Genomic DNA, 12,869 nt, shown 5'->3' with positions numbered 1-12,869 from the left:
TTGTTACGTATCGGCAGGCGGGAAATATCCATTTGTCGTGATTTTCGTAAGCGCTATTACACAACCAGTCCTGTTCTGGAATGGTGCCCGGGCATTGAGCCGGGACATCTTGAATTGTTGCTGCTGCGTAAGTGGTTGATCATCCTGTCTAGAGCTCGGTAGAGCGAAGCTTGCTGGAGCATATCGGCCCAGCTGCTTGACTCGGACGCCGCTTGGGACCCCGGTTTCGTGCCTGAACCAATTGAGCGAGCGGATAGCCGCGCGCGTGAGGCCTGCGGTGTGACCTCCGCGGTGTGTTATCGGGCGCAGACCGGACGATCGGGCAGGCTTTATTTGCGCCATTCGAAATGATCAAGCTCATCGAAAATCGCTTCTACTATCTTGAGAATTTCTGCACCGTCTTGGAGTGGATCGCGGAGCGTTACAGCGACCTTCTTACTGCCCAGGAACGGGAGTTCATCGACCACTTTCATCTGTTATCCAAGGAAACGAAAGCGCTACTGGTCAGAATGGTGATGCGCAAAGGCGATCTGTTTCGATCGAGCAAATTAGCGTACGACGAAATAGGGTCGGTAGAAGACGCAGCGGCGCCCCTGATTATGCTTGGCTGGGTCGATGAGAACCCATGGCTCAGCTTGGACGAGCTGTTCGGGCTCTTGAAAAAAGCCGAGATCTCACAGGTCTTCGGATCATCTCTCCATAAAACTGCAGCGAGAAAGTCGGATCAACTGCTGGCGCTTCGTGGTGAATTTACCGACAGCCGCGACTTTACGGCCTGGTACCCGGCATCCAACGAGCGCGTGTATCAGGTGCAAATCACCCCGATCTGCGATCGCCTCAGACTGATGTTCTTTGGTAACTTGCGGCAGGACTGGTCGGAGTTCGTGCTTGCGGACTTGGGGATATTCCAATATGAAAAAGTTGAGTTTTCAGCATCGTCACGGGGATTTCGGAGTCGCCAGGACATTGACGACTACCTGCACCTTCATCGATGTCGAGAACGATTCCTGCTGGGTGAGCCACCGGAAGAAGTTCTTAAGGACATCCCCGCCCGCGTGTATGACAATGATTGGCTAGAAGGTAGGCGCTCAAAACTGCTGTTTCAAATCGCCCAGCATTATGAGCAAATCAAGCAATTCCCTGCCGCGCTCAACGTCTATGGCCAATGCCAATATTCTGGTTCGCGCGTTCGAGCAATACGGATGATGGAACGCTGTGCCCAATTTGAATCGGCGTTCAGTTTGGCCAACATCGCCGAACGCACGCCCGAAAGCGAGGCAGAGAAACAACAGCTCTTGCGAATTTTGCCAAGATTGCATCGCAAGCTCGGCCATCCCAGGATTCCCGCGGTACACCACCACCTGGATCCCGCCAGTAGAATCGATCTGGCATTACCCAAACCTGAGCCGCTAATTTCAGTAGAGGAGCTCGTCAGGGTTCATCTGGAACAGCTTAGCCGCCAGCAGCGTGTACGAGTACATTACGTCGAAAATGCGCTGATCAATTCGCTGTTTGGATTGCTGTGTTGGAGTGCCATCTTTGCACCGATCCCAGGTGCTTTTTTTCACCCATTTCATACGGGTCCGGCCGATCTGCATAGCCCTGATTTCTATCGCCGCCGTGAGTCGCAGTTCATCAACAGTCTATTGCAGCTAGACTCGGATCAGTACACGCATACCATCCGCCATAACTTCAGAGAAAAAGCGGGAATACAGTCTCCGTTTGTATTCTGGGATGTATTGACCGAAGAGTTACTCGATCTTGCACTGTCCTGTGTGCCGGCGCTCCACCTGAAAATATGGTTCGAACGCATGTTGCTAGATATCAAATTGAACCGCGCAGGTATGCCGGATCTGATCCAATTTTGGCCGGACGAGAAGCGCTACCGCATGATCGAGGTAAAGGGACCGGGTGATCGCTTGCAGGACAACCAGATGCGATGGCTCGACTATTGTGCAAAGCACGACATCCCGGTCGCGGTATGTTATGTGCAATGGGCGGAACGGGTCGAATGAAATACGCGGTCGCCGTCCGTGCCCTGTGTGAATTCACTGCCAAGCAGGGTGATCTTGATTTGCGCTTCACGCCGTCGCCATCGGCACAGGAAGGCATCGCAGGACACGCGATCATCCGCTCGCGTCGTGCCGCCATGGATCAGGCCGATTCTCAGCCGGATTATCAGGCCGATTGTCAGGTCGGTTATCAGGCGGAGGTGGCCCTCACCGGCGAATTCAAGAATTTGCGCGTTGCCGGCCGCGCCGATGGCTATGATCCGGCACAGAATCAGCTGGAAGAAATCAAAACCTATCGGGGCGACCTGCGTCTCATGCCGGACAATCACAGACAGCTGCATTGGGCGCAGGTCAAGATTTACGGGTGGCTGCTGTGCCAAAAGCTGGGTCTGTCCGAGGTGCGCCTGGCGCTGGTCTACTTCGACATTGGCAGCCAAAAAGAAACCTTGATCGTCCAGCCGTATTCTGCGGACGCACTCAAGCAATTTTTCGAGGATCAATGCGAACGTTTTCTGGCGTGGTCCGAGCAGGAACTGGTTCATCGCGCCGCGCGGGACCAGGCGCTCACCTCACTGCGCTTTCCACACGCATCGTTCCGTTCGGGCCAGCGGGCCTTGGCGGAGAACGTGTACCGGGCCGCCGCCAGCGGTAGGTGCCTCATGGCGCAAGCGCCAACCGGAATTGGCAAGACCATCGGCACCATATTCCCGGCGCTTAAAGCCTGTCCCGGGCAGGAACTGGATAAGGTATTTTTCCTGGCGGCCAAGACATCAGGCCGCGGCTTGGCGCTCGATGCCCTTAACCTGATCAAAAGCAATGCACCATCCTTACCGCTTCGCGTGCTTGAACTGGTCGCTCGGGATAAAGCCTGCGAGCATCCCGATAAAGCCTGTCATGGAGAGTCTTGCCCACTCGCCAAAGGCTTTTACGATCGCCTGCCGCAGGCACGCAGCGCCGCATTAGTCAGCGGTCTGATGGATAAAAGCTCAGTGCGGGTGGTCGCGCTGGAACATCAGATCTGCCCGTACTACCTCAGTCAGGATCTGGTCCGTTGGAGTGACGTTGTGGTGGGAGACTACAACTATTATTTCGACTTGAACGCGATGCTGTATGGGCTAACCGTCGCCAATCAGTGGCGCGTTACCGTTCTGGTGGATGAAGCGCACAACATGATCGAGCGCGCCCGGAAGATGTACACGGCCGAACTGGACCAGGTTGGTTTCAAGATAGTGCGTCGGGCAGCGCCAGCCGCACTCAAAAAACCTCTTGATCGCCTCAATCGCCAGTGGAATGACTTGCACAAAAATCAGAACGCCTCTTATCAGGTCTACCCGGCCGTTCCGCCAAAATTCGTCAGCGGATTACAGCAAGTCATCAGCGCGATCTCGGAATATCTGAATGAAAATCCGACAGGCATTGATGCCAGGCTGCTGAGGCTTTACTTCGACCTGCTGCATTTTTCTCATCTGATCGAGCTGTTTGACTCGCATTCGCTGTTCGATATCACCAAGGAATCTGAAATCGGATCCTCAAGAAATGCGCAGACGGCGACAGTGCTTTGTCTACGCAATATTATCCCTGCAGCATTTCTCGAGCAGCGCTTTGCCGCTGCCCGTTGTGCCGTATTGTTCTCTGCCACCTTGAGCCCTTGGCATTACTATGGCGACACCCTCGGTCTGCCGAGCGATACCGCCTGGATCGACGTGCAATCTCCATTCAGTGCCGAACAATTGTCGGTGCAGGTCGTGAGCGATATTTCAACCCGATATCAACATCGTGCGGCATCTCTCGTGCCGATCGTTGAGGTGATGGCGAGACAGTACAAAACGCTGCCAGGGAACTATCTCGCGTTTTTCAGCAGCTTCGATTACCTGGAACAGGTGGTTGGACTATTTAGCGCACTGCATCCAGAGGTCCCGTTGTGGCTACAGTCGCGCCGGATGGAAGAGACTGAACGGGAACAATTTCTGGCGCGCTTCTCAGTTGGAAGCCAGGGCATAGGATTTGCCGTGCTGGGCGGCTCCTTTGCTGAAGGGATCGACCTACCCGGTGAGCGTCTGATCGGCGCATTTATCGCGACGTTGGGATTGCCCCAAGTTAATCCCGTTAACGAGCAAATGATGCAACGGATGGGCGCAACATTTGGCTCGAGCGTGGGCTATGACTACACGTATCTTTTTCCGGGTATACGGAAGGTCGTGCAGGCCGCCGGGCGTGTGATCCGGACTCAATACGATCGAGGTGTCGTGTATCTGATTGACGACCGGTTTGCACGACCGAACGTTGTTCGCCTGTTACCTAGTTGGTGGAAAATAGAACGCTAAAAGGGAGGGGCGCGTGTGCATAAAATCTCGGTGTTCGCGTGTTGGCACAATGGAATGAGCGAATTAGCTGCGATCCCAGTTGCATAAGAGCAATGCGCTGGCCGCTGCCGACGTCCAGGGATCAATCACCATCCTGCGTGCGGTGCCGGATTTTATCGATTTGACGACATCCTGGCTGAAATTTGTGAGAAGGCCGCGGTGCCCACGACTATCAAACACGGGTACGATGATTCACAACGACATTCAGTAAGTTGGTCTTGAATGGAAAACATGAAGTTATGGAGGGGAACATGCCATGAATTCACCCAACCGCAGGTCCGGGAGCGCAATGTGGCGATGCTGCAGCAATCACCAGCGGTAGCCATGGCGCATGGCGACTTGCGGCGCGTGCTCGACGCGCTTGGCGGATATGTCACCCGGTGAACCGCGTGAATAGTCAACCTTCAATTACCTCAACCCAACAGGAGAACGCTATGACAAAAATCATCGGGATTACAGGGAGTCTGCGTAGCCATTCGTACAATACTGCCTTGTTGCGTGCGGCTGCAGCGTTGGTGCCAGATGGAGCCACGCTGGAGATCGCGACACTCAAGGGAATTCCGCTCTATGACGGTGACGTGGAGGAAGCACACGGTATTCCATCGGCAGTAACGGCGTTAAAAGAACAGATCGCAGGGGCTGATGGCGTACTATTGGCGACTCCCGAATACAACAATTCCATACCTGGCGTGTTCAAGAACGCGATTGACTGGATGTCGCGACCACCTGCCGATATCCAGCGGATATTCGGCGGTCGACCGGTTGCGGTCGTGGGTGCCTCGCCCGGCGGGTTCGGTACGATCCTGTCCCAGAACGCCTGGTTGCCGGTGCTGCGAACCTTGGGTATGCGACCTTGGTTCGGCGGCCGCTTGCTCGTGTCCCGCGCCGGGAACGTCTTCGACGAGGCGGGCGAGATCGTTGACGAGAAAATGCGCGCACAACTCCAACAGTTCGTCCACAAATTCGTCGAGTTTGCGAAGACATAATGTTGAGCGGCGGCTCGATGAGCGCAGCTTAGTTTACCAAAAACAGTTCTCGTCGTTGAATCAGTAGAGCGACGGGAAGCGTATACTTTCATGCCTTATGAACTGTACTGCGGGCCTGATGTTCATCAATTGCTTGAGTCCCCAGGCACGAAGCAGTGATGCACCGGGAACCTCAGGATCCGGAGATGTCGCACAGTGGCTGACATGAGAAACCAGACGGCCAGCGATGGCCGGGCAAAATCAACCAAGGAGAGCAAGCACAATGGATTCCACGCTACGCAATATCGTACAAAAAATGCCGAAGGCAGAACTGCACATTCACATCGAAGGTTCGCTCGAGCCAGAACTGATTTTTGCGCTGGCCGAACGCAATCTTGTCGCACTTAATTACGCATCGGTGGATGAACTGCGGCGCGCATATGCGTTCACGGATTTGCAATCCTTCCTCGATATCTACTACGCCGGCGCCAGCGTGTTGCTGACCGAGCAGGATTTCTTCGACATGACCTGGGCGTATTTGCAGCGTGCGAAAGCCGACCATGTCCTGCATACCGAAATTTTCTTCGATCCGCAGACCCATACCACACGCGGCGTCGCGTTTTCGACCGTGATCGACGGCATCCATCGCGCGTTGCGCGAGGCGCGCGCGCGTTGGGGCATGAGCGGCGCGTTGATCATGTGCTTCTTGCGCCATCTGTCGGAGGAAGACGCGTTTGCGACTTTGGAGCAGGCACTGCCGTATCGCGACAAGTTCATCGGCGTCGGTCTCGATTCGTCGGAGCGCGGAAATCCTCCGGAAAAGTTTGCACGCGTGTTCGCACGCTGCAAAGAGTTGGGCTTGCATCTGGTTGCGCATGCGGGGGAGGAGGGGCCGCCGGCCTATATCGAGACCGCACTCGACGTGCTGCAGGTCGAACGTATCGATCATGGCGTTCGCTGCCTGGAAGACGCCGCATTGACCCGGCGCCTGGCACGCGACAAGATCCCGCTGACGGTGTGCCCGCTGTCTAACCTCAAGCTGCGCGTAATTGACAAGTTGAGCGATCATAATTTGTTGCAATTGTTGGATGCAGGCTTGGTGGCGACCATCAACTCGGACGATCCGGCGTATTTCGGTGGCTATATGAACGACAATTTTGTGCAAACTTTTGAAGCTTTGCCGCTGCAACGCAAGCATGCGCAGCAACTGGCGCGCAATAGTTTTTTCGCGTCGTTTCTGGATGCCTCGACCAAGCAGAAATATCTGGATGAGGTGGACACCTTCTTCCAGGATTGACGCATGATTCGAAGCGCGACGTTTTGGCGCGTTTGCCGCGCACCCGATCAAATATTCCGATTCGCGCAACCAAAAAACTCCGGGGAGTTAGTCTATGACAATGAAAATTCATCTTGATACCGTCATCCCATTGCTGCACAGGGCGACCTACGGCGTCCTGGCGACACAATCGACGCAGGTTGAAGGCTACCCCTTTGCATCTATCCTGCCATTCGCACTTGATGAACGGCACTACCCAGTATTTCTCGTCAGCGGTCTGGCGGAACACACAAAAAATCTCATGGCGGACCATCGCGCCAGTTTTCTGGTCTCCAGCCCGGACGGGCACAACGTCCTGACGGTGGCGCGGCTGACCATCGTGGGGGATGTGGAACGTTTCGACGCATCACAGGAATTGGTTGCGCGCTACCTTCGCTATCAGCCAGATGCGAAGCAGTACCTCGACCTTGGGGACTTTGCGTTCTTCCGGCTCACGCCAAAGCGCGCCAGATATGTGGCTGGTTTTGGTGAAATGGGTTGGATGGAAGAGGTCGAGTGGGCGAATGGGGCAGTCATGCCGCTAATCGACGAGGCAAAATTCTACCGGGAACTCATTGAGGTTTTACCGATGGGCATCCGGTTGCTAGGCCTGGATTACTATGGGGTCGACATCGAGCGTCAGGGCAAGCGCGAGCGACAGCAGTTTCCAAATGCGCCGGTTGGGACGGAACACATTGGCGAAGTGACAAAACGGTTTCTTGCCGCGTTGTGAATTGCCGACTGCCGCGAAATGTGGATTAAAGGCTGCTTGGCAACCGCTGGGGCAAAACAAAATTGGCATCGGCATGATTAAATTCCAGGGTGTCTTACAAAGCGACCTAATGATTATAAATAACCTACTCACTCAACAGGATTAAACATGAATGACGTCAACACGAGCAAACCCGTTACAATCAATCTCGCGTTGCAAGGTGGTGGTTCGCACGGCGCATTCACCTGGGGCGTGCTCGACCGGCTGCTGGAAGAAGAGCGCATCGTGGTCGACGGCATATCCGGTGCCAGCGCGGGTGCCATGAATGCAGTGGTGTATGCCGACGGCCTGCTCGACGGCGGCGTCCATGGCGCCAAAAAAGCGCTGCACGATTTCTGGAAAGCCGTGTCGGAAACGCCCAGCATCGGCGCGCTGAAAATTCCTTCGCTGATGGAATTCGTCGGTGCCGAGTTCGATCTCATGTCGCGCATGTTTTCGCCGTACCAGACCAATCCGCTCAACATCAATCCGCTGCGCGACATGCTGAACGCACAAATCGATTTCCCTCGGCTGCGCCAGAAAAGTCCGGTCAAGCTTTTCATTTGCGCCACCAACGTCAAGAGCGGGCGTGTCAAGGTGTTCAAAAATGCCGAGCTGTCGTGCGACGTGCTGCTTGCATCGTCGTGTCTGCCATTTTTATTCCAAGCGGTAGAGATTAATGGCGAACATTACTGGGACGGCGGCTACATGGGCAACCCGCCGATATTTCCGCTGTATGAACAAACCGAAACGCACGACATTATGATCGTGCAAATTAACCCGATCGAACGCAACGATGTGCCGGACACGTCACCGGAGATTATCGACCGTCTCAATGAAATCAGTTTCAATAGCCCGTTAATTCTGGAGTTGCGCGGGATCGACTTCGTCAACCGGATGCTCGCCGAAGACCGCGTGGACACGGGAAAATACAAGCACATCAAGATCCATGCGATTGATTCTGAAAATCAAATGCGCAAATTTGGCGCGTCTAGCAAATCCAATTCTGATTGGGGATTTTTGCAATCGTTGCACAAGATCGGCCGTCACGCCGCGGACAAATGGCTGGCTGAAAATCTCGACGCCATCGGCGAACGATCGAGCGTCAACATTGCACAGAAATTCTTATGAAGCGTGGTTTTTGTGGTTTACCTGGTCCAGGACCATCGCCCGTCGGCCCCGGCCATCCTGGAAATCGAAAATTCAACGGTACCGGTGACCTGATCCTGAGGCTTGGGACGGCGCCGGGTCAACACCCATCCAGTAACGCACGATATTCAGCTGCCGCATAGGTTGATCCCTGATCGGAGTGCAATATTGCCGGACCGGATCTGCGCCGGCTGACCGCCATGTTGCGCACATCCGAAATGCATATTGCGCAGCCCAACGTATGTAGTCTTCGCTTCCTCATTGAATTTCTGGCAACATGCACGGCGGTTTCAACCAGTTTCCATCGACACCGACTGTCACGGGGATAGCTATGCAAAAGGGGCGTGTGAAGGTCTGGTTCTGGCGAGTCTTGCTGGCACTTGTCGGATTATTGGCCATCGCCTTGCTCGGGTTATGGCTATTCCTGAGGGGCAGCCTGGCGCGGCTGGACGGCATTCAGGCAGTCGCCGGCCTGAATGCCACGGTCAGCGTGGCGCGCGATGCGCTCGGCGTGCCGCTGATCAGCGGTAGCGACCGGCGCGATGTAGCCTACGCCACCGGCTTTGTACACGCGCAGGACCGTTTTTTTCAGATGGACTTGCTGCGCCGCATGGCGGCCGGCGAACTGGCGGAATTGTTCGGGCCGCACGCCGTCGCTCTCGATAAATCGCATCGGCTGCATCGATTTCGCGCACGCGCCGAAAAGGCCTTGCAGGCGCTGGCGCCGGCTGACCGCCAGTTATTGGAGCGCTATGTTGCAGGCGTGAACGATGGCCTGAGTGGGCTTGCCGCCCGGCCGTTTGAATATGCCCTCATCGGCGTCGCGCCGAGAATATGGTCGGCGGCTGATTCGCTACTGGTGATCTGGGCCATGTATTTCGATTTACAGGGCGGCCAGGAGCCGCGCGAACTGGCGCGCGGCTGGCTGAAGGAGCACAGCAGTGCCGATCAACTGGCGTTCCTGTTGCCGCAATCGACGCAGTGGGATGCGCCGCTGGATGCCGACAAGGTCGCCGCGCCAGACGCAGCGATTCCAGCCACCGCGCCCGACTGGTGGACGAAGCCGCGCGCGAAAGATGCGCTCAAAGTCGCCACCGCTGAATTTCTCGACCGCCCCTTTCTCGATCCCTCTTTTCTCGATTCTGTCGGCAGCAACAACTGGGCCTTGGCGGGGAGCCGCAGCAAGGACGGCGTGGCGATCGTGTCCGACGATATGCATCTCGGCATCCAGCTGCCGAACACCTGGTATCGCGAAGCACTGCAATTTCGCGAGGCCGGCGCGACGCTGCGCATCGTCGGCGTTACCTTGCCCGGCGCGCCGGTCGTGGTGGTCGGCAGCAATGGCCACGTGGCGTGGGGATTTACGAACAGTTATGGGGACTATCTCGATCTGATCGAGGTGGTTGCCGATGCCGACAAGCCCGGACTAGTGCGTACGCCTGGTGGCTGGGAGACTCCCGTCGCGTATGAAGAAATGATCCTCGTGAAGGGCGCGCCGGCAGAAAAGCTACTGGTACGTGAAACTTCGCTGGGACCGTTGCGCAAAGTAGCGGGGCGCAGCTATGCGATTCATTGGGTGGCGCATGCCGCCGAGGCAGTCAATATGAATGCGAAAAAACTGGAGTCGGCCAAGACGCTGGCCGACGCGCTTGCAATTGCCGCCACCATGGGCATCCCGGCGCAAAATTTTGTCGCCGGCGACGACAGGGGCAATATCGGCTGGACCATCGCCGGCCCCTTGCCACGGCGTGCTCAAACCGGTCTGGCGGCGACCTTTCCGCTGACAGCGGATGACCCGGCCGCGTCCTGGCAGGGCTGGCTGACGCCAGCGGAATATCCGCAAGTGCGCAATCCCGACAACGGCCAGCTGTCGACGGCAAACAGTCGTCAGTTGATGGGCGCCAGCGCCGATTTGCTTGGCGACGGTGGCTTTGACCTTGGCGCGCGCGGCCACCAAGTGCGCGACGACCTGACCGCGCTGGGCGCAAAAACCGATGTGAATGGGGCATATGGCGTGACCTTGGACGACCGCGCCATTTTCCTGTCGGATTGGCGCAACCGCGCTATTGCGGCGTTGGACGCCGGCACCGTAGCCCAGCATCCGCAGCGCGCCCAGTTTCTGCAATTGCTGAAGAGCGGCTGGACCGGTCACGCCAGCGTTAACTCCGCCGCCTACCGAATCACGCGCGGCTTCATGTACGCACTGTACGATCTGTTGTTTGATGGCGCCAACGGCGAGCTGGCCAAGCTTGATGATAATGCCAGCATGGCCGCTGCGACGTCGCGCTGGCCAGTGGTGCTCGCACGCCTGCTCGATGGTCGGCCGCCGGCCTGGCTACCGCCCCAGTATGCAAGCTGGCAGGCGGTGCAAGTGGCAGCCATCGATCGGGTGATTGCTGATCTGACCAAGGATGGCAAAACCCTGGCCTCGGCTACGTGGGGCGAACGCAATACTGCAGCGATTGTGCATCCCATCGGTTCGGCTATGCCTTTGCTGCGCCGCTGGCTTGCGGTTCCCGCGGACATGTTGCCGGGCGACAGCAACATGCCGCGCGTGGCCGGCCGCAATTTTGGGCAATCGGAACGCATGACGGTATCGCCCGGCAAGGAGGAGGAAGGTATCTTCAATATGCCCGGCGGGCAAAGTGGCCATCCCTTGTCGCCATTTTTTCTCGCCGGTCACGAGGCTTGGGTCACTGGCCAAGCCACACCATTGTTGCCCGGTGCGGAGAAACATACTCTCACGTTCGTAAAATAGGGGAGCGAAGTCTTAAGCCGGCGGCGGCCACGTCGGGGTTGGGCGTAGGCCGCATGTTGGGCGGCGATTGAGCCGGATACAACGGTGGTCGATCATGTGCACCCTCTGTACCAGTTAAAGATCAACCAACACCTCAAACCCTCCATAAATCATTCTCTTGCCATCGAACGGCATGGACGCCGGCTTCATCATGTCGGCCATGCGGGGGTCCTTCATCACCTTGTCGTTGACCTCGTCGCGGTGGGCGCGCGATTCGTACACGATCCAGGCGAAGATGACGGTCTCTTCGGGCTCGAGATTCACGCTTTGTGGGAACGAGGTGAGCTTGCCGGGTTTCACGTCATCGGCAATGCACTCGCGAAATTGCAGCGCTCCATGCTCGCGCCAGATCGCGCCGCATTTGTTCGCGATTGCGCGGTAGGCCTCCACATTTGTTTTGGGAAGCGGTAGAACAAATCCGTCGACGTAGGCCATGACATTCTCCTTGAGGAAATAGATCTGTCGAACATGCGGTTCATTTATTACTTGGCAATCACAATGCCCAGCTTAGTCAGGGGCAGTCGAGAAAACAAGGAATTTATCCGCCAAGCCCATGAACGCGCTAGCACCCCACTTGGGATCAATTTAGAATTAAGCGCTTATTGTTGGCAACAAATAAAGTTCTGTCCTGAAAAAGATCTAAGTCCCTGACTGGAGGAGCGGCCGCATGACGTTTTGCAAAGATTGCTTCAATGCTAAATCGCGGTCAGTTTCTGCACGGAAAATTCTACTTTTGAGATCGACTTAACAGGGGGGCGTGCGTAAAAGCGTGAGTTTGGCAAATGATTTAAGGCTACGCTTATATGGACGTCTCCCGGAAAGCAAGTTTTAGCAGCATGAAGTTTCAATGGAGGTTGCAGTCTTATATGCGGCCTGTTTGCGCAGGCGTTTCATCCTGCTGGCCCTGATGGCGGGCAAGGTTCCTATCTGATTATCGAGCTTGATGCCCTGTAGCCTTATCGGATTGTCCCTGCCCCGGTATGACTGTTGACCCATCACTTTGCTTTGTGCTTACTCTCCTTCAAAACGTTTGTGTTGGATATGTCTTGTCAACTTTCTGCCCGGTGTAACTCATGCAGCCACGGTTTCGGCTGGATTCCATTTGCCCTGATCAAAGGCTTTGCCTTTTGTCAGGACGGCCCAGGCCGTTCGCGCCAGTTTGTTGGCCAATGCGGCGACCACCACGCTGTAAGGGCGTCTGGCCAGCAACGCTTGTACCCACGCTGATTGCACACTTCGCGCAATCACCGCTCGCGCGCCGTGCATCAGCAGGGTTCGTATATAGGCGTCACCACGCTTGGAGATCCCAAACTACCTGATCTTGCCGCCGGTTCCTGTTTGTCGGGGAGTCAACCCGAGCCAGGCGGCAAACTGGCGCCCTGAATAAAATCTCGACACGTCCGACACGGTGGCGTTCAATGCAGTGGCGGTCAGCGGGCCAATGTTATCCCGTTGACGAAGGTCACCAACCTGCCATGCGGGGATGAGTGACGTGACATCAACAAAACCTTATGGCA

The 12,869-nt window shown here is 56.2% G+C and carries 9 protein-coding genes and 1 pseudogene; 8 read left to right on the top strand and 2 right to left on the bottom strand.

All coding sequences use genetic code 11. The features are described 5' to 3' along the window. Positions 1-347: 347 nt before the first annotated feature. The 8 genes from ACFOFO_RS21345 (at position 348) to ACFOFO_RS21310 (ending at position 11,313) form a co-directional block, all read left to right on the top strand. On the top strand, positions 348-2,015 hold the full coding sequence (locus tag ACFOFO_RS21345) for a VRR-NUC domain-containing protein (protein ID WP_390332788.1): 1,668 nt from the start codon (positions 348-350) through the stop codon (positions 2,013-2,015). Continuing rightward, positions 2,012-4,336: an ATP-dependent DNA helicase gene (locus ACFOFO_RS21340; RefSeq protein WP_390332785.1), complete on the top strand. Its 2,325-nt coding sequence runs from the start codon at positions 2,012-2,014 to the stop codon at positions 4,334-4,336. Before ACFOFO_RS21345 ends, ACFOFO_RS21340 begins: the two co-directional genes overlap by 4 nt. Positions 4,337-4,606: 270 nt before the next feature. Beyond that, the gene (locus ACFOFO_RS21335; protein WP_390323238.1) at positions 4,607-4,759 is read left to right on the top strand and encodes a hypothetical protein; all 153 of its coding nucleotides are present in this window, start codon (positions 4,607-4,609) and stop codon (positions 4,757-4,759) included. Positions 4,760-4,809: 50 nt separating this feature from the next. Next, positions 4,810-5,361: an NADPH-dependent FMN reductase gene (locus tag ACFOFO_RS21330; protein WP_390323239.1), complete on the top strand. Its 552-nt coding sequence runs from the start codon at positions 4,810-4,812 to the stop codon at positions 5,359-5,361. Between the two features lie 262 nt (positions 5,362-5,623). Beyond that, positions 5,624-6,637 carry an adenosine deaminase gene (locus ACFOFO_RS21325; RefSeq protein WP_390323240.1) on the top strand — a complete coding sequence of 338 codons (1,014 nt, stop codon included), beginning with the start codon at positions 5,624-5,626 and terminating at the stop codon, positions 6,635-6,637. Between the two features lie 94 nt (positions 6,638-6,731). Further along, positions 6,732-7,388 (top strand): HugZ family pyridoxamine 5'-phosphate oxidase, encoded by a 657-nt coding sequence (locus tag ACFOFO_RS21320; protein WP_390323241.1) that lies wholly within the window; start codon positions 6,732-6,734, stop codon positions 7,386-7,388. A gap of 147 nt (positions 7,389-7,535) precedes the next feature. Next, entirely contained in the window at positions 7,536-8,537 is a 1,002-nt protein-coding gene (locus tag ACFOFO_RS21315) for a patatin-like phospholipase family protein (RefSeq protein WP_390323243.1), read from the top strand. A gap of 349 nt (positions 8,538-8,886) precedes the next feature. Continuing rightward, positions 8,887-11,313, top strand: coding sequence for a penicillin acylase family protein (locus ACFOFO_RS21310; RefSeq protein ID WP_390323245.1), 2,427 nt, complete (start codon positions 8,887-8,889; stop codon positions 11,311-11,313). A 114-nt stretch (positions 11,314-11,427) separates the two neighbouring features. Here ACFOFO_RS21310 and ACFOFO_RS21305 read toward each other — a convergent pair whose 3' ends face one another. Then, entirely contained in the window at positions 11,428-11,787 is a 360-nt protein-coding gene (locus tag ACFOFO_RS21305) for a DUF1428 domain-containing protein (protein ID WP_390323246.1), read from the bottom strand. Between the two features lie 636 nt (positions 11,788-12,423). Beyond that, a pseudogene (locus ACFOFO_RS21300) lies at positions 12,424-12,795 on the bottom strand (transposase); the annotation flags it as partial. Positions 12,796-12,869 lie beyond the last annotated feature (74 nt).

Origin of the sequence: Pseudundibacterium arcticum, from assembly GCF_042646465.1 — a bacterium.
In the GTDB taxonomy this organism is placed as follows: Bacteria; Pseudomonadota; Gammaproteobacteria; order Burkholderiales; family Burkholderiaceae_D; genus Undibacterium_A; species Undibacterium_A arcticum.
The sequence above is the reverse complement of the archived record's forward strand: the minus strand, read 5'-3'. Positions and strand labels throughout refer to the sequence as shown.